The organism is Chryseobacterium sp. UYP7 (assembly GCF_056279225.1).
In genome coordinates this window covers 99,215-122,601 of record NZ_JBWBQW010000005.1, presented here as the reverse complement: position 1 = coordinate 122,601, position 23,387 = coordinate 99,215, and the positions used below count along the sequence as shown (strand labels likewise).

The 23,387-nt window shown below is 37.5% G+C and carries 21 protein-coding genes; 11 read left to right on the top strand and 10 right to left on the bottom strand.

What is annotated here, in order from left to right:
* Nucleotides 1-62: 62 nt before the first annotated feature.
* Nucleotides 63-5,744 carry a T9SS type B sorting domain-containing protein gene (locus tag ACZ9HT_RS11480; protein WP_476040631.1) on the bottom strand — a complete coding sequence of 1,894 codons (5,682 nt, stop codon included), beginning with the start codon at nucleotides 5,742-5,744 and terminating at the stop codon, nucleotides 63-65.
* Nucleotides 5,745-5,947: 203 nt separating this feature from the next.
* Here ACZ9HT_RS11480 and ACZ9HT_RS11475 point away from each other — a divergent pair, with 203 nt between their 5' ends.
* Nucleotides 5,948-7,213: an alkaline phosphatase family protein gene (locus ACZ9HT_RS11475; protein ID WP_476040630.1), complete on the top strand. Its 1,266-nt coding sequence runs from the start codon at nucleotides 5,948-5,950 to the stop codon at nucleotides 7,211-7,213.
* A gap of 254 nt (nucleotides 7,214-7,467) precedes the next feature.
* Here ACZ9HT_RS11475 and ACZ9HT_RS11470 read toward each other — a convergent pair whose 3' ends face one another.
* The 4 genes from ACZ9HT_RS11470 to dinB form a co-directional block, all read right to left on the bottom strand.
* A complete protein-coding gene (locus ACZ9HT_RS11470) occupies nucleotides 7,468-8,526 on the bottom strand; it encodes an NAD(P)-dependent alcohol dehydrogenase (RefSeq protein ID WP_476040629.1) in 1,059 nt (352 codons plus the stop codon).
* A gap of 170 nt (nucleotides 8,527-8,696) precedes the next feature.
* Nucleotides 8,697-10,172: an alpha-amylase gene (locus ACZ9HT_RS11465; RefSeq protein ID WP_476040628.1), complete on the bottom strand. Its 1,476-nt coding sequence runs from the start codon at nucleotides 10,170-10,172 to the stop codon at nucleotides 8,697-8,699.
* Nucleotides 10,173-10,249: 77 nt separating this feature from the next.
* Complete coding sequence (locus tag ACZ9HT_RS11460; RefSeq protein WP_476040627.1) at nucleotides 10,250-11,827, bottom strand: Na+/H+ antiporter; 1,578 nt, start codon at nucleotides 11,825-11,827, stop codon at nucleotides 10,250-10,252.
* Between the two features lie 63 nt (nucleotides 11,828-11,890).
* Nucleotides 11,891-12,973 carry a DNA polymerase IV gene (gene dinB, locus ACZ9HT_RS11455; RefSeq protein WP_476040626.1) on the bottom strand — a complete coding sequence of 361 codons (1,083 nt, stop codon included), beginning with the start codon at nucleotides 12,971-12,973 and terminating at the stop codon, nucleotides 11,891-11,893.
* Nucleotides 12,974-13,070: 97 nt separating this feature from the next.
* Between dinB and ACZ9HT_RS11450 the strand changes: the two genes are divergently transcribed.
* From ACZ9HT_RS11450 to ACZ9HT_RS11440, 3 genes are read left to right on the top strand one after another with little or no spacing between them, the layout of a single operon-like run.
* A complete protein-coding gene (locus ACZ9HT_RS11450; protein WP_476040625.1) occupies nucleotides 13,071-13,295 on the top strand; it encodes a hypothetical protein in 225 nt (74 codons plus the stop codon).
* Entirely contained in the window at nucleotides 13,277-13,576 is a 300-nt protein-coding gene (locus ACZ9HT_RS11445; protein ID WP_476040624.1) for a type II toxin-antitoxin system RelE/ParE family toxin, read from the top strand. The genes ACZ9HT_RS11450 and ACZ9HT_RS11445 overlap by 19 nt, the downstream gene beginning before the upstream one ends.
* Before the next feature lie 20 nt (nucleotides 13,577-13,596).
* Complete coding sequence (locus ACZ9HT_RS11440) at nucleotides 13,597-14,358, top strand: NYN domain-containing protein (RefSeq protein WP_476040623.1); 762 nt, start codon at nucleotides 13,597-13,599, stop codon at nucleotides 14,356-14,358.
* Nucleotides 14,359-14,549: 191 nt separating this feature from the next.
* On the opposite strand, the gene ACZ9HT_RS11435 is transcribed toward ACZ9HT_RS11440, so the two are convergent.
* A complete protein-coding gene (locus tag ACZ9HT_RS11435; protein ID WP_476040622.1) occupies nucleotides 14,550-15,368 on the bottom strand; it encodes a purine-nucleoside phosphorylase in 819 nt (272 codons plus the stop codon).
* Nucleotides 15,352-16,377, bottom strand: a complete 1,026-nt coding sequence (gene lpxK, locus ACZ9HT_RS11430; RefSeq protein ID WP_476040621.1) for a tetraacyldisaccharide 4'-kinase — start codon at nucleotides 16,375-16,377, stop codon at nucleotides 15,352-15,354. The genes ACZ9HT_RS11435 and lpxK overlap by 17 nt, the downstream gene beginning before the upstream one ends.
* Before the next feature lie 156 nt (nucleotides 16,378-16,533).
* Between lpxK and ACZ9HT_RS11425 the strand changes: the two genes are divergently transcribed.
* From ACZ9HT_RS11425 to ACZ9HT_RS11410, 4 genes are read left to right on the top strand one after another with little or no spacing between them, the layout of a single operon-like run.
* On the top strand, nucleotides 16,534-17,523 hold the full coding sequence (locus tag ACZ9HT_RS11425; protein ID WP_476040620.1) for a D-alanine--D-alanine ligase: 990 nt from the start codon (nucleotides 16,534-16,536) through the stop codon (nucleotides 17,521-17,523).
* Between the two features lie 60 nt (nucleotides 17,524-17,583).
* A complete protein-coding gene (coaD, locus tag ACZ9HT_RS11420; protein ID WP_476040619.1) occupies nucleotides 17,584-18,045 on the top strand; it encodes a pantetheine-phosphate adenylyltransferase in 462 nt (153 codons plus the stop codon).
* A 23-nt stretch (nucleotides 18,046-18,068) separates the two neighbouring features.
* On the top strand, nucleotides 18,069-18,278 hold the full coding sequence (locus ACZ9HT_RS11415) for a four helix bundle protein (protein WP_476040618.1): 210 nt from the start codon (nucleotides 18,069-18,071) through the stop codon (nucleotides 18,276-18,278).
* A 10-nt stretch (nucleotides 18,279-18,288) separates the two neighbouring features.
* On the top strand, nucleotides 18,289-18,921 hold the full coding sequence (locus ACZ9HT_RS11410) for a trimeric intracellular cation channel family protein (RefSeq protein WP_476040803.1): 633 nt from the start codon (nucleotides 18,289-18,291) through the stop codon (nucleotides 18,919-18,921).
* Nucleotides 18,922-19,121: 200 nt separating this feature from the next.
* Here the strand turns inward: ACZ9HT_RS11410 and ACZ9HT_RS11405 are convergent, their stop codons facing one another.
* Complete coding sequence (locus tag ACZ9HT_RS11405; protein WP_476040617.1) at nucleotides 19,122-19,688, bottom strand: DUF2892 domain-containing protein; 567 nt, start codon at nucleotides 19,686-19,688, stop codon at nucleotides 19,122-19,124.
* A gap of 75 nt (nucleotides 19,689-19,763) precedes the next feature.
* Nucleotides 19,764-20,267: a dihydrofolate reductase gene (locus tag ACZ9HT_RS11400; RefSeq protein ID WP_476040616.1), complete on the bottom strand. Its 504-nt coding sequence runs from the start codon at nucleotides 20,265-20,267 to the stop codon at nucleotides 19,764-19,766.
* 77 nt (nucleotides 20,268-20,344) lie between these two features.
* Here ACZ9HT_RS11400 and ACZ9HT_RS11395 point away from each other — a divergent pair, with 77 nt between their 5' ends.
* The 3 genes from ACZ9HT_RS11395 to ACZ9HT_RS11385 are packed head-to-tail and all read left to right on the top strand — an operon-like array spanning nucleotide 20,345 to nucleotide 22,171.
* Nucleotides 20,345-20,953, top strand: a complete 609-nt coding sequence (locus ACZ9HT_RS11395; protein ID WP_476040615.1) for a LemA family protein — start codon at nucleotides 20,345-20,347, stop codon at nucleotides 20,951-20,953.
* Nucleotides 20,953-21,381: a TPM domain-containing protein gene (locus ACZ9HT_RS11390; protein ID WP_476040614.1), complete on the top strand. Its 429-nt coding sequence runs from the start codon at nucleotides 20,953-20,955 to the stop codon at nucleotides 21,379-21,381. Before ACZ9HT_RS11395 ends, ACZ9HT_RS11390 begins: the two co-directional genes overlap by 1 nt.
* Nucleotides 21,362-22,171, top strand: a complete 810-nt coding sequence (locus tag ACZ9HT_RS11385) for a TPM domain-containing protein (protein ID WP_476040613.1) — start codon at nucleotides 21,362-21,364, stop codon at nucleotides 22,169-22,171. The genes ACZ9HT_RS11390 and ACZ9HT_RS11385 overlap by 20 nt, the downstream gene beginning before the upstream one ends.
* 402 nt (nucleotides 22,172-22,573) lie before the next feature.
* On the opposite strand, the gene ACZ9HT_RS11380 is transcribed toward ACZ9HT_RS11385, so the two are convergent.
* Nucleotides 22,574-23,371, bottom strand: coding sequence for a head GIN domain-containing protein (locus tag ACZ9HT_RS11380; protein WP_476040612.1), 798 nt, complete (start codon nucleotides 23,369-23,371; stop codon nucleotides 22,574-22,576).
* Nucleotides 23,372-23,387: the final 16 nt, after the last annotated feature.

Below are 23,387 nucleotides of genomic sequence, written 5' to 3'. Positions count from 1 at the left end.
TCTTCATAAAAAAACCTGAATTTCAACAGAATTCAGGTTTTTGTTTGTAAAGCTGTTGCTTTTTATTCTCGATTTTTAACCAGAACCCAACCGCTGTATTGCGTTACCGTAGTAAATCCAGGTTCTTTCCATTTCATCACATACCAGTAACTTCCGGTGGATACCAGTTTGCCAAAGGATTTTCCATCCCAGGAAAAGCGATTATTATTGTCACCCGTAAATACAATTTTACCGTAGCGATCGAAGATCTGAATAAACGGTTCTTCTTTTTTCAGCAGATCCGAATAATTAAGAACATCATTTAGACCATCGCCATTCGGAGTAATCACATTAAAGAGTTGAATCACATTAATGTCTGCAGAAACCGGTGTACAATTATCGGCAGAAATAACATAAACCGTATGATCGCCACCTAAAACGTTCGTGAAAACATTTGAAGTTTGATAGTTATTCCCATCTAATGCATATTGGTAAGGAGGATTTCCGCCTGTAACTGTTACTGTAACGGTTGAACCTTGAATTTCTACGCCCGTAATTAAAGGTAACGAAACTGCTTTCACCGAAACATTCTGTCGGTACGTACAACCGTTGGAAGTTAAATCGACCCAGTAATCACCAACCGGAACAGTAATGTCATGGGTAGTTTCTCCGGTACTCCACACATAATCGTCGAAACCAATTCCTGCCTCGAGGATTGTGGTTGCTTCTGGACAAATATTTTGATCCACAAGAAGATCAGATTTTTTAGGTTTTTGAATGTTTATTATTAGTTTACCAATGACATCGCAGAAATTATTTTTGTGAAATCTTAAATAATAAATAGCAGTATTGTTTATCGAGGCATTATTAGAAATTGCATTTATATTATTTTGAGCATTAGCTAAAGTGCCAAAGTATGAAACACTAACGCCAGGATCAGTGGTGAATTGAGAAATATAATTCGATAAGTTCACCAATTTAATTCCATCAAAATCATCATCACAGACTTTTGCTGTTACCTCATCTTTAAGCAAAGGAAGATTGTTTCCGAATTTGAAATCAATAGATCTTGTTTCCGCTGGGCAGTAAGGTGAAGTTGCTCTTACATAAATGGTTGTATTGGTTGAATAAGTCCAGGTGTTCGGATTTAGGATCGCATTCTGTAACTGAGGATCTGTAAAATATTCTACAGTGAAGAATGCGAAATTGGGCAAAATTTGTGGGGTAACAGCTGAGAGATTGACCGTTATACTGCCATCAAAATTCTCGTCGCAGTTTGTAGCGTTGAATGTCGTCACTTTCCAGAGCGGTTTCGGCGCTTCAAGAATGGTGATATTTTTTGTGAAAACACAGCCGGAAGAATTGGTGAATGAAACCGTATAAACTCCCGCAGGTAATATCGCGGTCTGCGTTGTGGAAATGGTCGTAGCTCCTTTTTTCCAAAGATAAGCGGTGTAAGTAGATTCCGCATTTAATGTTTTGGAACTTCCTGCACAAACGGTGTACGAATCAAGCAATGCAGTTGGCGTAGAAACTTTAAAGGAAATATTTAATGTTCCGATAGCATCACAGAAGCCGGCTTTTTTAAATCGGTAATAAAAAGTTTTGTCACCGGTAATTGTTTGGGTATTTGTAATTGAACCTGTATTATTCTGGGCATTTGGCAAAGTCGCGAAATATTTTACGGTTGCCGTTGCATCTGCCGTAAATAGACTTCTGAAAGTTGCTAGTGATATATTTTCGGTACCATTCAGATCATTATCGCAAATAGTCGTGGTTTCGGTCGCTTTAATTAAAAGGAATGAATTTCCAATTTTGAAATCGATCGTTCTGAATTCTGCAGGACAAACTGTAGATTTTGCTCTAACATAAACAGTCGTGTTTGCGGAGTAAGTCCAGTCGTTTGGTAAAAGGGTAGAAAAATCTGCGAGTAATGAATATTCTACGGTAAACAGTGAAAAGTTTGCTAAAATTACTGGAGTGATAGTCGAAAATTTCACTTTAATAATGCCATCAAAATCATCATCGCAGTTGGTTGCATTGTAAGCGGCAATATTCCACTGCTGTTTTGGTGAATCAACAACAGTTACATTTTGTCGGTAAATACACCCTGAAGCATTGGTTAAATCCACAAAATAAGTTCCTGCTCCAACATTGATTGTTGTTGCAGTTGAACCGGTACTCCAAAGAACATTCGTGTAACCGGAACCTACGTTTAAAGTGGTTGTACTTCCTTCACAAACAGGAACCGAAGCCGGAAGTATTGTGGATGGAGTAGAAGCTTTAAAGATAATATTGAAAGTTCCTATCGTGTCACAAAAGTCTGACTTTGTAAATCTATAATAAAATGTTGTGTTGCCCGTAACTGTTTGAGCGGCATTGATCGCTCCTGTATTGTTTTGGGCATTGGCTAATGTTGCAAAGTATTTTACGGTCGCAGTTACATCTGTAGTGAATAAAGTTCGGAATGTTGCTAATAAAATGTTTTCTGTGCCATTAATGTCATTATCACAAAGAGTGTACGGAATTGTTGCATTGATCAACGGCACTGAACTTCCGAATTTGAAATCGATTTGACCTTTTTCGAAAGCACAAACCGGAGATTCTACTCTTATGTAAACCGTGGTATTTGTAGAAAAAGTCCAATTCGTTAGATTCGGAATGGTATTGTTGTTTCCTAGATCTCTATCGTCTTCATCTAGATAGTATTTAACCGTAAAAATTCCTGGATTTGCAGTAAAATTGGTAACAATTATTGGCGTGATGGTGTTGAAATTTACCGGGTCACTATTCCCATCAAAATTGCTGTCGCACACCGTTGCGTTATAAGCCAGCGTATTTATCACTGGTTTTGGTGAATCTACAACAGTTACATTTTGTCGGTAAATACAACCTGAAGCATTGGTTAGATCTACATAATAAGTTCCGGTTCCAACATTGATCGTTGTTGAGGTTGCTCCATTACTCCATAGAATATTGCTGTAGCCAGAACCAACGTTCAGCGTGGTGGTGCTTCCCGCGCAAACAGTGTAGATCGGCTGAAGTATTGTTGAAGGTGTTCCTTTTTTTAATAAAATATTTAAAGTTCCAATGTTGCCGCAGAATCCGGGAACGTTTAATCTGTAGTAAAAAGTGCGGTCACCTGCGATAATTTGATTGACTGTAATCGAGTTCTGATTGTTCTGCGCATCTGCAATAGTGTTATAATAAGTTGCAGAACTTCCTGTTTCTGCGGTAAACAAACTGAGATAATCTGATAAAATTATCACTTCGGAATTATCTTCATTTAAATCACAGATGTCTTTTGTTGCAACTGTATTAATTAAAGAAACCTTGGTACCAATATTTAGCAAAACTTCTTTGATGACGGGCGGACAAACATCAGGAGAATCTACTCTGATCCAAACTGAAGTATTTGCTGTAAAGACAAAATTTCCTGTAAGAATATCTGCGGGTAAACCAGAAATTGCTTTCGCTTCAGTTGTAAAATATTTTACCGTAAAACTGGCTGGGTTTTGAACAATTGCAGGAGTAATTGTGGTTAAATCTACTTTGTAATTTCCGTCGATAATTCCATCGATATCTTCATCACAGTGGGTTTTTGTATAAAGGGCAGGAGTTACGACTGGAGGTGCTGTTATTTTTAGTTCAATGGTTGCTTCTCCCAAACATCCATAGGCGTTATTGAGTTTTACGTAGATCAATCCCGGCGCCGAATTATAGGTGGTTAAATCTCCGACCGGAATTTGATTGGTGTAAGCGGCATCCGCATAATATTTTTTTGTAACGCTTGTATCAGGAGTAATCGCCGCTGAAGTTAAATCATAAGTTGCGGTACTTGTAGCAGAACAACTGTTTAAAACGACATCATATTTTTCGATCTGCTTTAAATTAATAGTTGCCTGAACGGTTTCGCAATCTGGTATGGAGCCATTTCCACAAAAAGAAAATTTGAAAGTATCTGTTCCTGTGGCGTTAGGATTTGCGGTGTAGGTAATGGTTCCATTTGCATTTATAACTGTAGTTCCTTTTGTTGGTGGCGTATCAATTTTGATGGTAGGAATGTTGACCGCCTGAGAACTTAGGGCAAAAATGGATGTGATAATTTGTGAGGTACAAGTTGTGTAATCGTAATTAGTATAGGTGGTACAGTTGTAAAATTTAAAATCCTGAGTCTGGATTTTTGCGCATGTTCCCTGTTGCAGTTCTACGGCATAAATGCCTGCCTGTGTAGGAGAATAAGAGTTTAAATTATTTACTCCAGATGCAGGTACATAAGTTCCACCCACTTTTATAAGCCAGAGATAGGAATCAAAACCAGCTGTAACTTCCAGTTTAACACCGGGTAAACAATCACCTTCGGTTTTCAAAATGAGGGGAATAGAAGAGAATCCAGCGAAATATCCACCGTAACCAAAAGCGGCATTTCCACTGGCTATTCCTGCGGTTACGGCTTTATCTGATTCTACAGTAATATTTCCTTTTACATTGGGAATAGAATAAGTAACCCAACTTTGATTCGCTGTAATTGTAGAAATATCGTAAGGTCCATAGATAGGGTTTGGAACTGCTCCGTTTACAAATACTTTTGCTCCTTTTTCTGTGATGATGTTTAATTTCGTTACAAATCGGGTGTCAGAATCGTTTTGCGAAATTTTATTGATGTAACTAATTTCATCAATTTTTCTTGGCAAGTAGCAGTTTAAAGGTGGAATATAATTCATTCCGCCGGTAGCCAGAGGTGCAGAGCCGGCTTCAACACCACCTAAAAGCTGATAAACATAAGCGTTTTTATCGGTGACAATGTGCAGATTATAATGTCCATTCGTTCGGTTAACATAATTTACTTCATTTATATAATAATAATCACCTTCGTTAGCCAAAGTCGCAAAAGGAACAGTAGAATCATTCAGATAAATAGAGGTGTTTTTTTCGGTGGCTACAACAATAGCTCCTTCCATATTATTGCCAATGGCGCCATATCCTTTTACAATTACAAATTCATCACCCAGTTTATCTACTGGAACAGATTGATCCATCAAAATATCAGAACCACCTCCCGAATCGGTCGTCGCATACTGGCCGTTAAAATTTCCGTTGCTCATAGAAACAGGTTTATCAGCTGTTACCGTTGCTCCAATAAAACCGTTTAAATTATTGATGGTAGTTGATCTGCCGTCGATTATGTAAGATTGTCCTTTATTTAATTTAAATGAAATACTGTTTAAATTTCCGCTTGCGGTGAAGGAGAGATTTTTTTTGAAGTTATTTACCGTTACATTGGTATTATCTTCAGTAGCGATAAAACTTGCTGCAAATCCCAGAATATCTTCATTTTGCACGTTGGGTGCAACCACGGTATAAAATTTAGTTCCAATTCCCGCAGTTCCTTTACTCGTTATAATTTCTGCATGATTTGTTACGCCAAAACGCAGGTTCGCAAAACATGGTCGATCGGCTTTTACATAAAGTCCCATTGTTCCCACCGTAAGCAGATCACTTTCGTCCGTTGTAATAATGTAATATCTTGGGATTGAAATGACCCCCGGATTTCCCTTGCTGATCGTTTTTTGGGCGATAACAATATTATTGTTGTAGACCTTTACGTTAAACGGAGTACTGTCATTGGTAGAAAGATGCAAGAATTGCTCATCTCCACCGTTAGACTGTCCATCGAACATCGGAGCAAACCAGTGTTCGCGGTCTAATTGTGCATAGGAAGTAATGAAAATGAAGACAAATAAAAGAAGTAGAAGTTTTTTCATAATAAAAAGTAGAAATCCGAGCAAATGTAATATTTTATTAACAAAATTTATGAATATTCTGTATTTTATTGCATTGATAATAATTCATTAAGTGAAACTTAATGCTTGAATTGATCAAAGATTTTAGATTTTTATCTTTAAAATCTAAAAAGTGACGGTCCTTTCTCCTATTTTAATTTAAATTTGTAAAACGTAATTTATTTATGAAAAAAATATTGATTTTTCTGTTTTTAGCGCTTTATTCATTGAGCTTTTCTCAAATTGATACAGCACAGGTTATTGTTCCAAACCGTAAAAATGCGGTCGAAGCTCTTTCAAAACCTTATGTCATTTTAATTTCTGCTGATGGTTTCAGATATGATTATCTCAATAAGTATAATGCCGAATATTTATTAAAGTTTGCAAAAAGCGGCGTTTCAGCTAAAGCCCTGATCCCGAGCTTTCCCTCCATCACCTTTCCGAATCACTGGTCCTTGATCACTGGATTATATCCTTCGCATCACGGGTTGATCGATAATTATTTTTATGATTATAAGAAGGAGAAGTTCTACGCGATGAGCAGCAAAGATAACGCAGAAGATGGCAGCTGGTACGGAGGAATACCACTTTGGAGTCTGGCGGAAAAACAAGGAACGCTTTCTGCTGCAATGATGTGGGTTGGTTCTGCAAGCGACGCGGGTGGAATGCGTCCAACTTATTATTATCACTATCAGGAAAAATTCACGCCGAATGAAAAAGTAGACAAAGTGATCAACTGGCTGAAATTGCCGGAAGAAAGCCGTCCGCATTTTATCAGTTTGTACTTCCCGGAAGTGGATGGAAGTGGCCATCGTTTTGGTCCGGAAGCAAACGAAACAGAAAAAGCGGTTGAGTTAGTTGATAAAGCGGTGGAAAATCTGGTACAAAAAGTAAAAGATTTAGGATTAAAGAATGTCAACTTTATATTTGTTTCAGATCACGGAATGATCAATGTTGATACCGATAAACCAATTGCAATTCCAGAAATGCTTTTTGATAAGAACCGTTTCGATTTCTATAATTCGCAAACTTTATTAAGAGTGATCGTTAAAGATCCAACGGAAGTAAAATCTGCTTATCGGAATTTAAAGAAAAACAAAACCGACGATTATAAAGTTTATCTGGATAAAAGATTCCCCCGAAAACTTAAATTTTCTTCCCGTGATGATCGCTACAACAGAATCGGCCAGATTCTACTCGTTCCGAAACCTTCAAAAATATTTTTAGAAAAAGGTAAGAAAACCTCCACGGGAAAACATGGTTACAATCCATACGACGTGCCGGAGATGAAGGCTGTATTTGTGGCTTTCGGTCCCGCCTTTCAACAAAATAAAGAAATAGGCGAGTTTCAGAATGTAAATGTTTATCCCATTGTTACGGATATTTTAGGGTTAAAAATTACAGAACCAATAGATGGAACGCAGAAAGTTGCCAAGGAAATTTTGAAATAATACAATTCATTTAACGCAAGGAACGCAAAGATTTTGGTCTTATCAATCTGAATAAATAGGCGCGCAAAGGCGTTTCACTTAGCGATGGGAAGGAGTTTTTCGTAAATGAAAAATGGTGAAATTTCACAAAAAAATCCGGCTGAGCATTTCAACCGGATTTTTTAATTATCGAACAACTATTTTTGTGAGCTATTAGAAAATATAATTTTCCACTTTAATCATCATCAAACTTTGTGACTTTGTGGTTCAAAAAATTACTTTTTCAAAGATTGCATATCGATCACAAAACGATATTTCACATCACTCTTCAACATTCTTTCGTAAGCTTCGTTAATGTCTTGTATATTGATCATTTCGATTTCCGGTAAAATATTATGTTCGCCACAGAAATCCAGCATTTCCTGAGTTTCTTTAATTCCACCAATCAATGAACCGGCAACAGATCTTCTTCCTGAAACCATTGGCTGCGTAAACAGCGCTTCTTCCATTTTACCGATGTATCCTACCAAAACTAAAGTTCCGCTAATATTCAAAGTTCCAACGTAAGGATTAATATCATGATCGTAGGGAACGGTATCGATAATCAGATCGAATTTTCCTTTCACGGTTTCCATTTCGTTTTCATAAGTAGAAATCACGACTGCATCTGCGCCCAAATCTAAAGCATCCTGAATTTTATCGGGACTTCTGGAGAACAAAGTAACTTCGGCACCCAAACCTTTCGCCAGCTTGATCGCCATGTGACCCAAACCGCCTAAACCAACGACTGCGACCTTACTTCCTTCTTTTACATTCCAGTGTTTTAGTGGAGACCAGGTTGTAATTCCGGCACATAATAATGGAGCAACTGCTTTTAAGTCTAAATTTTCCGGAATTTTCAAACAAAAAGCTTCGGTAACAACGATTTTTTCAGAATAACCACCGAAAGTGTGACCTTGCAAATGTTTGTCAGCTCCGTTGTAAGTTCCTGTAAAACCGGTTAAGCAATATTGTTCAAGATCCTGTTTGCAGCTTTCGCATTCTTTACAGGAGTCTACTAAACATCCAACTCCAGCCAGATCACCGACTTTAAATTTGGTTACTTCATCACCAACTTTGGTAATTCTTCCTACAATTTCGTGTCCGGGAACTGAAGGATATTTGCTGCCGCCCCAATCATTTCTGGCGGTGTGAAGATCGCTGTGACAAACGCCACAATATAAGATTTCGATTTCGATATCGGTTGGAGTAACTTCTCTTCGTTCGATTTGCATCTCGTTCAAATCCTCATCTTTAGAAGGAGTTCCATACGCTTTTACGTTAAATGTATTCATATAATTATTTCTTTTTTAAAGAACAAAGGTAGTTTGTTGTAAAAATATTTGGTGTTAATGAAATGATAAATGTTTAAAGACTTAATTTGATACAATCTATATTAATTAATTTTAAGTCAATCCAAACACTCAAAAACTAGCGGTTTCAAACATCAATATAATTATCAAAATCACCCTTCCGGAACCCAGACAGAAACATTTCCGGCCGGAACAGGGAAAATTCCCCACCCATTTTCATCGATGATGACTTTCTCCGGAAACCAACCCAGGTAATCATAAAAAGTTTTTCCAGCATATTGTTTCCCCATTTCCATTGATTTTTCCGAGGCATCTTTATTACTTAAAACTACTGCGCAACCTTCGTTGTATCCGTCGCCTTCGCGGATCCATCCCAAAGAATTCGGATCCTCAAAATAATCACGTTGCGTTCCATACGCAAACAGTTGACGCGCTTTTAAAAGTTCCTCTATTTTTTCTACTTTATCTAAAAATATTTCCTGATCGTTTCCCTCTTTATCTTTATCGGTATAATGCGCACCAAAAAGATCGGGATAAAATACGCAGGGATAACCATCTTGCCGTAATAAAATGAGTGCATACGCCAAAGGTTTAAACCATTTCTCCACGGGAGCCTCCAGATCCTGAAGTGGCTGCGTATCGTGATTATCAACCAAAGTAACTGATAGCAGTGGATTTGTTGCAGTTAAAGTATCATTGAAAATAGTGCGTAAATCATAATCTGCTCCTGCGATAGACGCTGCGTGAAAATTATGATGAAGGGAGGAATCGAACAAGCTCATTGAACCTTCCGTAGCATCGATATATTTCTGCAATAATGGTAATTCTCCCGGAGCCCAGTATTCACCAACTGCAAAAACGTTTTTTCCTGTATTAATGCGCAGGTCATACAACCATTCCTTATAAAAATCTGGCGACTGATGTTTTACAGCATCCAACCGAACACCATCAAAATGGATCTGATCATGATACCATTTTCCCCACGAATTTAATTCTGCACGAACGAAAGGGTTTCGGTGTTCAATATCATTGTACATGAGGAAATCGTAATTGCCCTTTTCCCGCGCGATCATTTGATCCCAGCCAACACCGTGATCATTGATGATCTGAAAAATACCTTCTTCCTGACCTTCCGCATAATCGACTCCGGAGAAGCATTGAAAATTCCACTTGAAATTTGAATATTTATCTCCTCTTCCCGGAAACGTAAATTTGGTGTAAGATTCAATTTCGAAAGGTTCCGAAATATTTTGCTGACGGTTTTCTGGATTAACTTTCACCGCACTAAACTTTTCTCTTTCGTCGCCACCGGCTTTATGATTAAGCACAATATCTGCGATAACAGAGATTCCGTTTTCCTGCAAAACTTTACAGGCTCCCAGTAATTGATCTTTGCTTCCGTACTTAGTATTGATGCCTCCTTTTTGGTCAAATTCGCCCAGATCAAATAAATCGTAAGGGTCATAACCTACAGAATATCCGCCACCTGCACTTTTATAAGCGGGCGGAAACCAGACTGCAGAAATCCCCATATCTTTTAAATACTGGACAGCATTTTTTGCCTCATCGTACAATTTTGAATCTCCTTCAGAATACCAATGGAAATACTGAATCATGGTCGCGTTCATAAGATAAATTTTTAAAGAATTTTGGTAGCAAAAATTATCCCACAATTTTGGGCTGAGTTTTATTCAGCGTTAATAATCTACTTTAAAATATTTAATTTCTCTTCCTGAAGATCAAGCAGGCGCAAATGTTTTCTGATAATTTCGTCATCGAGCAAAAGTTCTTTTCTATTTTTCGCGATGAGAAATTCCTTCTGTGTCGTGATGATGTCGGAAAATATTTTTTGATATTGGTCGTAATTTATGATAATTTCGGAACTGTTGAGTTTCTTTTCCCAGATCTCAAGTTGATCTTTTAATGCCGGAAAACTTTCGATCTTATCCGAATAATCGCTGCGGATTTTGTTGATCGCAACTTGCGCGAGTTCCGTTCGAATTTCATAATCAATTTCTTTTTCAGTTTTAATAAAATCCCGGTCTTCGGGAGGAAATCTTTTAAGCAAAAGAGGAAGCGTAAGTCCCTGAACAACCAGTGTTAAAAGAATCACAACGAAAGTGATAAATAGAATAAGATTCCTCTGCGGAAAGGGAGAACCATCATCTAAAGTGAGCGGAATTGAAAGTGCTGCAGCCAAAGAAACCACGCCTCTCATTCCAGTCCATCCCAATAATAATGGTGATTTCCAGTTGGGAGCTTCCGGATCGGCAACTTTAATAAAATTACGCATGATCATCGTGGTAATTACCGCGCCATAAACGGCTAAAATTCTTACAACAACTAATACTAAAGTAACTGCTGCGCCATATCCTATCGCGGTGTAAATGTTCGTGTTTCCTAAACCAGATATGATTTCCGGCAATTCTAAACCGATCATCATGAATACGATCCCATTCAATAAATAGCAAAAACTTTCCCAAACCGTCACCGCGCGAAGTCGGGAAGCGCTCGTTAAAAAATCCTGGTTTCTATATGACAAAAATAATCCACCACTTACCACGGCCAAAACTCCGGAAGCGTGAAGTTCTTCTGAGGATAAATACATCGCAAAAGGAGCAACCAAACTGAGCAACATATCGGTGTTCGCATCGGTAGGTAAAATTTTGTGAAGTTTTAAAAAGATATATCCGATCAAAACTCCGATTCCAACGCCACCAATACACATCCAGACAAAACTTCCCGCTGCTTCTTGCCAAACAAATTGTCCCGTCGCGGCGGCGATCATGGCAAATCGGAAGATGATCAAAGACGAGGCATCATTCAATAAACTTTCGCCTTCCAAAATAGAAGCAAATCTTTTCGGAACTTTTACAAATTTTAAGATCGCACCGGAACTCACCGCATCTGGTGGAGAAACGATTCCGCCCAGTAAAAATCCTAAGGCTAAAGAAAAACCAGGGATAAAATGATTTGCAAAAATAGCCACAGAAAATGCGGTCAGAAATACAACTACAAAAGCAAAACTGAAGATGATCCGTCGCCATCTCCATAAATCTTTCCAGGAAGTCGTCCAGGCAGCTTCGTACAATAATGGCGGTAGAAAAATTAAAAAAATGAGTTCTGGTTCTACTTTAATCGTAGGAACTCCAGGAATAAAACTTACGGCAAGACCAGCGATGACCAATAAAACCGGATACGCAACCTGAATTTTTTTTGCTAAAATAAGAAGCAGTGTGATGAGTAAAATCAACCCAAGGTAAAAAGCAAAATTCTCTAGCATCAATAAATTTTGAAGTAAAAGTAATAATTATTTGGGTTTATTTAATTCAAAACTTAAGAGTGATTATTCGAATTCTTCAAATGGAATTTTTAGCTGAACAGAAATTTGTTTTTTTTCCTGTGTATTTAGATTTGAAAGTGATAAACCTAACAAACGAACCGGTTTATCAAAAGGCCGAAGTTCCCAGAGTTTTTGAGCTGTTTCGTAAAAACTTTTTGCATTTTCAAAGTAGTCTTCCTGTGTTCGGCTGCGCGTGTAAACCGTAAAATCTTTATATTTAATTTTCAGCGTTAAAGATTTGCCTTTTATTTCTTTGTTGGAAAGTCGTGTTTCCAGATCTTCACTGATGATTTGCAGCTGTTTAAAAACGGCTTCTTCATCGAGTAAATTCTCCCAGAAAGTTTCTTCAACGCCTACACTTTTTTGAATTCGGTGGGATTTTACTTCACTGTTATGAATTCCGCGAACCACGTTGTAATAGTAATGTCCGGATTTCCCGAAAAGTCGGTGCAGTTCTTCGAGAGATTTTTTCTTTAAATCTGAACCTTTAAAAATATGAAGTTCGTGCATTTTATTTGCCGTTACTTTTCCAATCCCGTAAAATTTCTCGATGGGCAGATCTTCCATGAAATCCAGAATTTGGGTTGGATGGATGGTTTTTTGTCCGTTCGGTTTATTATAATCGGAAGCGACTTTTGCCAAAAATTTATTAATCGAAATTCCTGCGGAAGCAGTTAAACCCGTTTCTTCAAAAATTCTCTTTCGGATTTCGCGTGCGATATCGTTCGCCGATTCCATGTCCTTTTTATTCTCCGTAACATCCAGATAGGCTTCATCCAAAGAAAGGGGTTCTACCAGATCCGTAAATTCGTAAAAAATCGCCCGAATTTGCTGTGAAATCTCTTTATACCGATGAAAACGCGGCTTCACAACAATTAAATGCGGACATTTCTCTAAAGCCAGTCTTCCTGGCATCGCAGATCGAACTCCAAATTTTCGGGCTTCATAACTTGCTGCAGCTACAACTCCATACATTCCACCGCCGACTGCCAAAGGTTTTCCCTTCAACTCCGGAAAATCATGCTGCTCCACAGAAGCGTAAAACGCATCCATATCAACATGAATTATTTTTCGGTCGATTTGCATGGCGCAAAATTAGGGAATGACTTTGGAAGTTTAATAGGATATCAAATAAGTATTAGATATAAGTTAGAATTTGTAAATTTGAAATAAATTGTATCAAATGAGTACCGCTGAAATAAAATTAGATTTAATCAATAAAATTGCGAGGTTAAAAGAAACCCGGATCATTGAGGAGATTCAGAAGCTTTTAGATTTTGAATTGGATGAAGGTATTTTTCAAATTTCCGATTTACAAAAATCAAGACTTACCGCAGCCCAAAATGATATTGTTACAACTGATGAAGAAGCAAATACAGAAATTGAAAAGTGGCTACAAGAAAAATAAATTGGACGAAAGATGCCAACTTTGAAAGAAAAGAAATCCTCTCCTATTGGATCAGTAGAAATAAGTCTAAAATCTACAGCGTGAAATTGAATAAAATGTTCATCGATACTTTAAAACTTCTGGCTGATAATCCTAAAATTGGTCGAAAAACGAATTTTGAAAATGTGTATGTGAAGATCATCAGTAATTATCTCCTCTTTTTTGAATTCGATGATGCCCAAATAAAAGTGCTATCTATTTGGGATGGTAGAAAAGAGGAAAGCACAAATCCACTTAAATAAAAATAATTAATAGAAAAATAATGACCGACGATAAATTAGCCGTCCTCATCGACGCAGATAACGTTCCTTATAAAAATGTAAAAGAAATGTTGGAGGAAATTTCAAGAAATGGAACACCAACAATTAAAAGAATTTATGCCGACTGGACTAAACCTAACGCTTCGGGTTGGAAAAATGTTTTGCTCGAAAATGCAATTACTCCCATTCAACAATACAGTTACACCACCGGAAAAAACTCCAGCGACAGCGCATTAATTATTGATGCAATGGATATTCTGTACTCCGAAAAAGTGAACGGATTCTGTATCGTGTCCAGCGACAGTGATTTCACAAGATTAGCAACCAGACTTCGGGAAGCAGGGATGACGGTTATTGGATTTGGAGAAAAGAAAACGCCAAAACCTTTTATTTCTGCCTGTGATAAATTTATTTATCTGGAGATCTTAAACAGCACCGAAGAGGCGGATACTACAGAAGAATTAGAAAATACAGTTGCCAAAAAACCTGCCAAACAGAAAAGAAAACGTGAGCCTTTAAGTAAAGTTGATTCGCGCACGATTAAATTAATTACTGAAAGTATAAACGATCTGGGTGATGAAGAAGGCTGGACTTTCCTCGGAAATCTTGGTAATTTTATTCTGAAAAAGAAACCCGACTTTGATCCGAGAAACTTTGGATTTGCAAAGTTGCTGCCCTTAATCAGAAGTATCGGTAAGATTGAAATTGATGAGCGCGAAACGGGTCTGAATAATATCCGACACATTTATGTGAAGGTGAAATAGGGGATTTTCAAAATGCCAAAAAAGTTTGATGCATTTTAATTTCCGTAGGAAATCTTAATTTTGTTTCATTTTTAATCTGAAACTTAATAGATTAATTTATAAAAATTATTTCTTAGAAGATTGTAAAACTTTCTAAAACAAAAAAAACGCATCCCAAAAAGATGCGTTTTTCTATTTATAAGGTTGATAAATTAATCGTTGTAATTCTTCACCAAACCTTTTACGATTTTTATAACATTAGGCATTGCTTTATCTGCCGCCTGCAAAACTTCTTCATGAGAAACAGTGAATGCAATATCGGGTCCGCCCACATCAGTAATAATTGAAATCCCAAAACACTTCATTCCCTGATGTTTTGCCACAATAACTTCCGGAACAGTGCTCATTCCTACTGCATCTCCACCGATTGCTTTTATCATTCCGTATTCTGCCGGAGTTTCAAAAGTGGGTCCCTGCAAAGCAACATAACAACCTTGGTGCGCAGTAATGCCTAAATCTTTAGCAACATTCGCCGCAACTTCGATCATTTTTTTATTGTACGGTTCGCTCATATCTACGAATCTTGGTCCGAACTCTTCTAAATTTTTTCCACGGAGCGGATGTTCCGGCATCATGTTAATGTGATCGTTGATGATCATTACATCTGCAACTTGAAAGGCAGGATTTACGCCACCGCAAGCATTTGAAACGATGAGGTTTTTAATTCCTAATAAGTGAAAAACACGAAAAGGAAAAACTACCGTTTGAATATCGTGACCCTCATAATAATGAAATCGGCCATTCATCATTAAGACTTTCTTCCCTTCCAGAATTCCATAAATTAGCTCGCCGCCGTGTCCCGCAACAGTCGTTTGCGGAAAGTTCGGAATTTCGGGATATTGTAATGTATGGATCGCCTGAACTTCATTCTTCAACGCACCCAAACCGGAACCTAACACGATCGCAAAATCAGGCGTTTCCTGAATGATATTCCTGATGAACTCTGCAGTTTCCTTAATTTTTGCTAACATAGTTGAGAATGATTTGGTTAAATTCTTCTTTTTTATCGATGTGAACGTTGATCGGCCAGTAATAAACGATCTCCCGAAGATAATCAAATGTTTTCAGCCTTACATAATCCTTTTCTGTGGTAAGGATCAGTTTGTACTCGCCAAGTTTTTTATACTCTGTGACGATATATTTTATATCCTGATCCGTGAAATTATGGTGGTCTTTAAATTTTAAATGTTTAACTCGCTGAGAAAATTTCGAAAGGTGATCGAGCAAAGGTTTTGGATTTGCGATTCCTGTAATTAAAAGAATATCGTAATAACTCAGATTATTATCAGGCAGAAATTGATCGTGGGCATAAATATTTTCATCATAACCAATACTTGAAAAAAATACTTTCTGGTCATATCGCGGTTTGATCCTTGAGATATAATACTGTTTTTTCTCCTCCGTTAAATCATCAGGACATTTTGAAACCATTATAATTTGAGCGCGTTTTGCACCACTTCTGCTTTCCCGAAGATCTCCTGCAGGCAACAAAAAATCTTTAAAATAAGGATCATTGTAATCCGTCATCAAAATATTAAATCCCGGTTTAATGGCTCTGTGTTGAAAGGCATCGTCTAAAACTAGAACGTTCAGATCCATATTGTCGATCATCTTTTTCGCACCCGGAACCCGTTCTTCCGAAACACCGATCACGAATTTATTTTTGAATCTTTCAAACAATTGCATGGCTTCGTCGCCGACCGTTTTGTAATTGCTTTCGTAGTTGGTGATTCCATAACCTTTCGTGAGTCTGCCGTACCCCCGGGAAAGTACGCCGGTTCGATACGTTTTAGATAAAAATTCTGCGAGATACATCACCATTGGTGATTTTCCGCTGCCGCCCACCGAAAGATTTCCGACGTTAATGATCGGTGTTTTAAATGTGGTCGATTTAGAGATTCCCCAATCATACATTAAGTTTCTTAAACTTGTTACGAAATGATAACCAAGGGAAAAAGGGTAGAGATACCATCTTTTCATAGCCCGCAAAATTACATATTTTACCCCTAAAATAAAATACTAAAACACCCATTTTTGCAACTAATCAAGCTAATATTTTTAATATCGATATTATTTGCGGGTCTCAACCGGAATTTTAAACATTTTGTTTAAATTTGCTCGCATAGATCAAAAGTCATGAAAAAGAAAAATATTGCCGTGGTAATGGGCGGTTATTCCGACGAATACAAAGTTTCCCTAAAAAGCGGACAACTTATTTTTGATTCGCTGGACCGTGATTTGTACAATGTTTACAAAGTCATTATTCTAAAAGAAGAATGGTATTTTTTGGATGATAGAGGAGATAAAGCATCAATCAATAGAGCAGATTTCTCGGTGAATCTGAGCAGTGGTTTCGATGTTAAATTTGATGTTTGCTTTAATATTATTCATGGGAAACCAGGTGAGAATGGCGAGCTTCAGGCCTATTGGGACACGATCGGACAAAAATATACGGGTTGTAATTTTTATCAAAGTGCTTTAACATTTAATAAAAAAGATACTTTAGCCGTATTGTCAAAATACGGAATTCCTTCTGCTGAAAGCGTGTATCTGCGAAAAAATGAGGAAGTAAATGAAGAAGAAATCATCGCAAAATTAGGTTTACCGCTTTTTATAAAGCCCAATCAATCCGGTTCTTCGTTAGGAATTACTAAGGTTAAAGAAAAGTTTGAACTCAGAAAAGCTATGGATTTTGCTTTTGCTGAAGATGACGAGATTTTAATTGAAAGTTTCCTCGATGGAATGGAAGTTTCGGTTGGTGTTCTGGATTACAAGGGTAAAACTATTGTTCTTGGAATAACAGAAATTGTTCCCGATAATGAATTTTTCGATTACGAAGCAAAGTATGAAGGTGCTTCCGAAGAAATTACGCCTGCTAGAATCGATGACGAAACCCGGAAAAGAGTTGAAGACATCGCAAAAAAAGCATACGAATGTTTAGGAATGAGTGGTTTTTCCCGAAGTGAATTTATCATCATGAAAGGCATTCCTTACATGCTGGAAATGAATACGAATCCCGGGTTTTCGCCGACTTCAATTTTACCGCAGCAAGCCAAGATCTATGGGATTTCTCTTCAGGACTTGTGCGGAAATGAAGTTGATAAAGCTTTAATGAAAAGTAAATAAAATATTTTAGATTTGAAAATGACATTCATCTAAAATCTAATAGTCAAAATCTAAAATTATATGAGAGTTGCAGTTTTTCCCGGATCATTTGACCCGATCACCCTTGGACATTTTGATATTGTTGAAAGAGCCACACCGCTTTTCGATAAGATCATCATCGCTATTGGCCAGAATTCGCAGAAAAAATATATGTTCTCTTTGGAACAGCGCATGGAATTTATTCGAAATACTTTTAAGGATTTCCCGAATGTTGAAGTCGACCATTTTGAAGGTTTAACGATTGATTATTGCCATAGCAAAAATGTTAAATTTATTTTAAGAGGACTTCGCAACCCTTCCGATTTCGAATTCGAAAAAGCCATCGCTCAAACCAACCGGGAATTGACGAAAACCGACAAAGTGGAAACTATTTTCCTGCTAACATCCGCGAGCAAAGCGTTCATCAGTTCAAGTATTGTAAGAGAAATTCTCACTTTCAAAGGAAATTACGAATTGTTGGTTCCGGATTCGGTTCGGGTCTAAATAATGAGTAATAAAATTAAATTATGGGTACTGATTTTAATCAAGTTTTCAGAGATCGAACAAAAAAGCTTTGTGTTTTAATAGCAAGAACGCTCTCAATTTTACCTTACTCTGAAGATTTATCAGTCATAAGAAAACAAATTCATCGCTCGTTAACTTCTGTTGCTGCAAATTACAGAGCGGTTGGAAGAGCAAGGTCTGAAAAGGAAAAATTTTTAAAATTGTTTTACTAAAGTTTTGGAAATACATCAAAATTTAAATTTCGTCATCGAGATTCTCGGTACAATTTCTTTTGCAATGTCGGGGAGTTTTGCTGCTATGCAAAAACGCCTGGATCCTTTCGGTGTTTTGATTATCGCTTTTGTAACATCAGTTGGCGGTGGAACGGTGAGAGATGTGCTTTTAGATGTGCCGGTTTTCTGGATGCACGATATGATCATTTGTTCCGTTATTTTTATAACCTGTCTGTTATCGATGATCTTTAAATCGATTGAAAAAAAATTCAGGGTAACTTTATTTGTATTTGACAGTTTCGGGTTGGGACTGTTCACCATTGTGGGAATTCAGAAAGGTTTGAGTGCAGAACTTCATCCTTTGATCTGTTTAACTTTGGGCACGATCACGGGTTGTTTTGGTGGAATCATACGCGATATTTTACTGAACAGAATTCCTTTGATCTTCCGTAAAGAAATTTACGCAACAGCTTGTCTTTTAGGTGGGAGCTTGTTTCTTATGATGGTTAAGTATGGCACTTTTACCTATCTTTTTGTGCAAATTTCGACCATTCTTTTAATCGTTATGATTCGAACTTTAGCGGTTAAATATCAGTGGCAGATCCCTAAATTTTATGGTGCAGATCATAATTCAGAAATGTAGGATAAAGAGCCAGGTAAAAAGTAAAAAGAGCCATGGGAGAAATTTCGTCTTAGGACAGAATTTACCGACTGACGCGTAGAAGTTATCTACGACTTTTATTTGATAAGTCTTAAGCAAAAATTATCGGCGCTCGTTTCTTTCGCACATTCGAAAAAAAAATCCTGCAATTTGCAGGATTTATAATTAAGTGAGGCTTTTATTTAGAACGATTTTCCACGTTGCCGCATATTCGGATTATGCATGTGTTTCTGCATCGACGGCATTTTCAACTGATCTTTCATCATTTTAATTTGATCGGTCATCATTCCGGCGGAATCTAAGCGTTTCGCTTCTTCCAGTAATTTTTGAGCTTCATTTCTGCGACCCTTTTGCATGGCTCCGGCAGCAATGTTTAGCGTCGCCATTGCACGGTCATGTTTCATATTCAGACCATATTCCAGGGCTTTTCTCATCAATGGTTCTACTTTCGCGGGATTATCCTGCGCGAGGAGCAAACCTTGTAAATAATGATAATAGCCATATTGGTTTTTATGAAGTTCTGACTGGTAATTCTTAATTTTTGAAAGCCAAAAAGAGGCTTTCACGGTATTCTGTTTTCTTAAAAACCAAAAAGCCAGCAGGATCAGCTCATTTTTAAAAAATAAAAAGATCGGGATGGCAGAAAGAATAACCACAACAATGCCCCAGCCAATATTTCTGTTCATCATCAGATAAACTCCGGCGGCGATCATTAGAGCGGCAATAACGAATTTTATGTATTTGTTCATTGTTTAAATTTTAGAAGTGCAAAGATAATCATTTGCCTGAATGGTGAAAAGTTCGGGCAGATCTTTTATTTTGTTTTAAATGTTTTCATTTTTCTCTATTCTTTCCCAGGTTTGAAAACTGAAATCATATTCGTTTTTCTCGTCTTTTTCGTGAGCGATCTCCTCAGTTTTCTGCCAGATCTTGGGATTGATCTTCGGAAAATAAACGTCGGCCTTTAATTTTGCATTTACTTGGGTAACTTCCAGCTTATCTACTAATTCCATGGTTTGTTCGTAGATATTTCCACCACCGATGACGAATACTTCTTCGTCCATTTTCTTAGCAAATTTTAAAGCTTCTTTCAAGCTTCCTACGATCAAAATCCCTTCTTCAAACCAGTCTTTTTTTCTGGAAACTACAATGTTTGTACGGTTCGGCAGTGCTTTCCCTATACTTTCATATGTTTTTCTACCCATGATGATCGGGTGATCGGTGGTGATCTCTTTAAAATGTTTTAGATCGGTGGGTAAATGCCAGAGCAACTGATTATCTGCTCCTATCTCATTATCTAAACCCATTGCCACAACTATAGTTACCATTTTTCTGTAATTTTCACAAATTTAAGACATAATTTGTATATTTGGGTATCGAATTAAAACATTAAAAATAATAAACTATGAGAAATAAGGGATGTATGAGCGCCGGAACGATCGGTATTGCTCTGCTTGTAATTGCCGCTGTGTTATTCTTTTGGGGTAAGAACGGCTACAACAGTTTTACGACAAAAGAACAGACGGTAAATACAAAATGGTCAAATGTCGAAACCGTTTATCAAAAGCGGGCGAACCTAATTCCAAACCTGGAAAGAACGGTAAAATCATATTCCCAGTTTGAGCAGGAAACTTTGACCAAAGTTATTGAAGCCCGTTCCAAAGCAACATCGATCACCGTAGATCCAACCAACATGACGGAAGCTGATATGGCGAAATTCCAGGCGGCACAGGGAGAATTGAGTGGCGCTTTAAGCAGATTGATGGCAGTGGTTGAAAGCTATCCAAATTTAAAAGCCGATCAGCAGTACATCAATTTCCAGAGAGAATATACTGCAATTGAAAACAGCGTGAGAAGTGAAACTGTTTATTATAACGAAGCTGCACAGGATTACAACACTTCGATCAAGACCTTCCCAAATAATGTTTTGGCGAATTTCACCAACTTTAAAGAAAAACCTTATTTCAAAGCTGCAGCAGGTGCTGAAAAAGCGCCCGAAGTTTTTACCAATTAATGAATAATTTTTTAACAGACCAGCAAATGGCTTCCCTCGTGGAGGCCATTCAAACAGCAGAAGACCATTCTACGGGGGAAATTCGGATTCATATCGATTCCAATACCGAAGGAAATAATGCAGAGATCGCTTTTGAAGTTTTCAAAAGACTTTGTAAGGATAAAACTGTTGCGAGAAATGCGGTGCTTTTTCATGTCAACTTCGAACAAAAATATCTTACGATTATTGGTGATGAAGGAATTCACGAAAAAGTAAATCAAAATTTCTGGAATAAAATGCACGATGAAATTACCACAGAATTTTCTAAAGGAAATTTTCATGATGGTTTAAAAAGTGCCGTTTTAGAAACTGGTCTCGAACTCAAAAAATATTTCCCGATTTCGGGAGAAAATCCCAATGAATTGCCGAATGAGATCACTTTCTCTTAAAAACTTTTTTATATTTATTTTTCTAGGTTTAAACATTTTTGTTTTTGCACAGAAAATCTCCCCAAAACCGGCGATTCTTTATCCGGTTTATGATGAAGCTGGACTTTTAACTAAAGCAGAAAAAGATCAGCTCAATCAAAAACTGATCAAATTTTCCGATTCAACTTCTACAGAAATTGAGGTCATCATTATTCCTACAACGGGCGGCGAAGATGTGAATTATCTAGCCACAATGTATGGTGAAAAGTGGGGAATTGGGCAGAAAGGAATCGATAACGGAATTGTTTTTCTTATCGCAACCGAAGATCACACCATGGCGATCCAGCAAGGTCGGGCGGTGGAACAATATTTAACCGCTTCTGTCGCAGGACAGATCATGGATTATATTGTTACTCCCAATTTTAAACAGGGTTTATGGTTTGAAGGAATAAATCGCGGAACAACCGCCTTGATGGAAGCTGTTCAGGGAAAATTTAAACCTATTGCAAAAAGTTCTAAGAAAGAAGGGTTAAGTACGCTTCAAATGCTGCTGATCGGTTTTTTCATATTAATGATATTGAGATTCCTATTTAGTAACCGTGGCGGCGGCGGTGGTAATAATGACGATGACGAAATGCTTTCCAGACGGGGTCGACGGTCGTATCCAGGCGGATTTTTTCCATTCCCCGGCAGTTTCGGTGGCGGTGGATTCGGTAGCGGTGGCGGATTTGGTGGCGGTTCAGGCGGTGGCTTTGGCGGATTCGGTGGCGGTGGAAGTTTCGGCGGCGGCGGTGCATCCGGTGGTTGGTAGGGACAAATCGCGATTTGTCCAAGCGCCAAGGTAAAAGTAAAAAGAGCCAAGGTTAATTGTTGTATTTTGAAAGAGCCAAAGATTGATTGGATAGTTTTTGAAGAGCCAAGGAAAAAGTAAAAAGAGCCCAAGTGTCAGAATGTTTTTACTTCAACAAACAATTTTTAATAATCAAATATTTCACAAATCAATAGGAACGGGCTTTAGCCCGTTTTTTCGTTAACGAAATGAATTGGCTTTAGCCGAAACCTATTTTCACATAAAATCTATTTTGAAATAATAAAATAATACTTTGTATAAATTCTTTCTTCATCCAATTACTTTAAAATCTGCATCGAATTAGCGTATAAAAAATCAGCTCCGAAATTTCGAAGCTGATTGTATTTTCATAGGAGGTTTTCTTTATTCAATTGAAATACTTCCGCCACTGCTTTCCTTATTAGAAAGAATATTCAAATTGCCTTTTCTGGTCACATTAATATCACCTGATGAACTGGCAGAAGCGTTGAGCTGATTTGTTACAGAAACACTTACATCTCCAGAACTCGAGGCTTGAAGATCTGCGTTTTCCGCAATGACTTTTTGAGCATTCAAGCTTCCCGAAGAAGAAGCGCTAAGATTCGCGTTTTTTGCTTTACCTGAAATGTCAATATCTCCCGAAGAAGTTGCTTCTGATCTCAGATTTACGGCCCAGATTTTTCCGGTAAAACTTCCTGAACTTGAAACATCGATCGACATCTCATTAGCTTCCAAATCGCCGGTGATATCTCCCGAACTCGACGCTTCGATCGTCATGCGTTCTTGCGTAAATTTATCTTTAATGTCGATTGAGGCAGAAGAACTCGCTTTCACAGCAGAAAAATCTTTTGCGAAAATTTTTGCAGCTACATTCCGTGCAGAAATATTCTCACCAGATTTAAAATGAATGTATATTTTTCCGTTAGAATTTTCTACCAAAATATCATCTATAATATCAGATGGCGCGGTTATGATTATTTTTTCTTCGTCCGATTTAACGACTACCGCATCGATTGATTGAGCGACTTTAATTTCATCAAAAGACATTTTGTATTCTTTGTTTTTTATCATTCCGGTTCCTACTTTTGGCTTTATGTTGAAAGGGAAACCGTTGTCTGATTTCACGTTGCATGACGATAGGATTAGGAATGCGGAGAAAATAGAGATTGTTAATGTTTTCATAGTTTTTTGTTTTAGC

Excerpts from the sequence above, each read along its gene's own strand:
- ACZ9HT_RS11460 (WP_476040627.1), bottom strand. The coding sequence starts at position 11,827 with ATGCTAGAGAATTTTGCTTTTTACCTTGGGTTGATTTTACTCATCACA.
- ACZ9HT_RS11395 (WP_476040615.1), top strand. The coding sequence starts at position 20,345 with ATGAGAAATAAGGGATGTATGAGCGCCGGAACGATCGGTATTGCTCTG.
- ACZ9HT_RS11440 (WP_476040623.1), top strand. The coding sequence starts at position 13,597 with ATGACCGACGATAAATTAGCCGTCCTCATCGACGCAGATAACGTTCCT.
- ACZ9HT_RS11380 (WP_476040612.1), bottom strand. The coding sequence starts at position 23,371 with ATGAAAACATTAACAATCTCTATTTTCTCCGCATTCCTAATCCTATCG.
- ACZ9HT_RS11470 (WP_476040629.1), bottom strand. The coding sequence starts at position 8,526 with ATGAATACATTTAACGTAAAAGCGTATGGAACTCCTTCTAAAGATGAG.
- ACZ9HT_RS11400 (WP_476040616.1), bottom strand. The coding sequence starts at position 20,267 with ATGGTAACTATAGTTGTGGCAATGGGTTTAGATAATGAGATAGGAGCA.
- ACZ9HT_RS11465 (WP_476040628.1), bottom strand. The coding sequence starts at position 10,172 with ATGAACGCGACCATGATTCAGTATTTCCATTGGTATTCTGAAGGAGAT.
- ACZ9HT_RS11475 (WP_476040630.1), top strand. The coding sequence starts at position 5,948 with ATGAAAAAAATATTGATTTTTCTGTTTTTAGCGCTTTATTCATTGAGC.
- ACZ9HT_RS11480 (WP_476040631.1), bottom strand. The coding sequence starts at position 5,744 with ATGAAAAAACTTCTACTTCTTTTATTTGTCTTCATTTTCATTACTTCC.
- ACZ9HT_RS11415 (WP_476040618.1), top strand. The coding sequence starts at position 18,069 with ATGGGTACTGATTTTAATCAAGTTTTCAGAGATCGAACAAAAAAGCTT.
- ACZ9HT_RS11385 (WP_476040613.1), top strand. The coding sequence starts at position 21,362 with ATGAGATCACTTTCTCTTAAAAACTTTTTTATATTTATTTTTCTAGGT.
- ACZ9HT_RS11405 (WP_476040617.1), bottom strand. The coding sequence starts at position 19,688 with ATGAACAAATACATAAAATTCGTTATTGCCGCTCTAATGATCGCCGCC.
- dinB (WP_476040626.1), bottom strand. The coding sequence starts at position 12,973 with ATGCAAATCGACCGAAAAATAATTCATGTTGATATGGATGCGTTTTAC.
- ACZ9HT_RS11435 (WP_476040622.1), bottom strand. The coding sequence starts at position 15,368 with ATGTTAGCAAAAATTAAGGAAACTGCAGAGTTCATCAGGAATATCATT.
- coaD (WP_476040619.1), top strand. The coding sequence starts at position 17,584 with ATGAGAGTTGCAGTTTTTCCCGGATCATTTGACCCGATCACCCTTGGA.
- ACZ9HT_RS11390 (WP_476040614.1), top strand. The coding sequence starts at position 20,953 with ATGAATAATTTTTTAACAGACCAGCAAATGGCTTCCCTCGTGGAGGCC.
- lpxK (WP_476040621.1), bottom strand. The coding sequence starts at position 16,377 with ATGAAAAGATGGTATCTCTACCCTTTTTCCCTTGGTTATCATTTCGTA.
- ACZ9HT_RS11450 (WP_476040625.1), top strand. The coding sequence starts at position 13,071 with ATGAGTACCGCTGAAATAAAATTAGATTTAATCAATAAAATTGCGAGG.
- ACZ9HT_RS11425 (WP_476040620.1), top strand. The coding sequence starts at position 16,534 with ATGAAAAAGAAAAATATTGCCGTGGTAATGGGCGGTTATTCCGACGAA.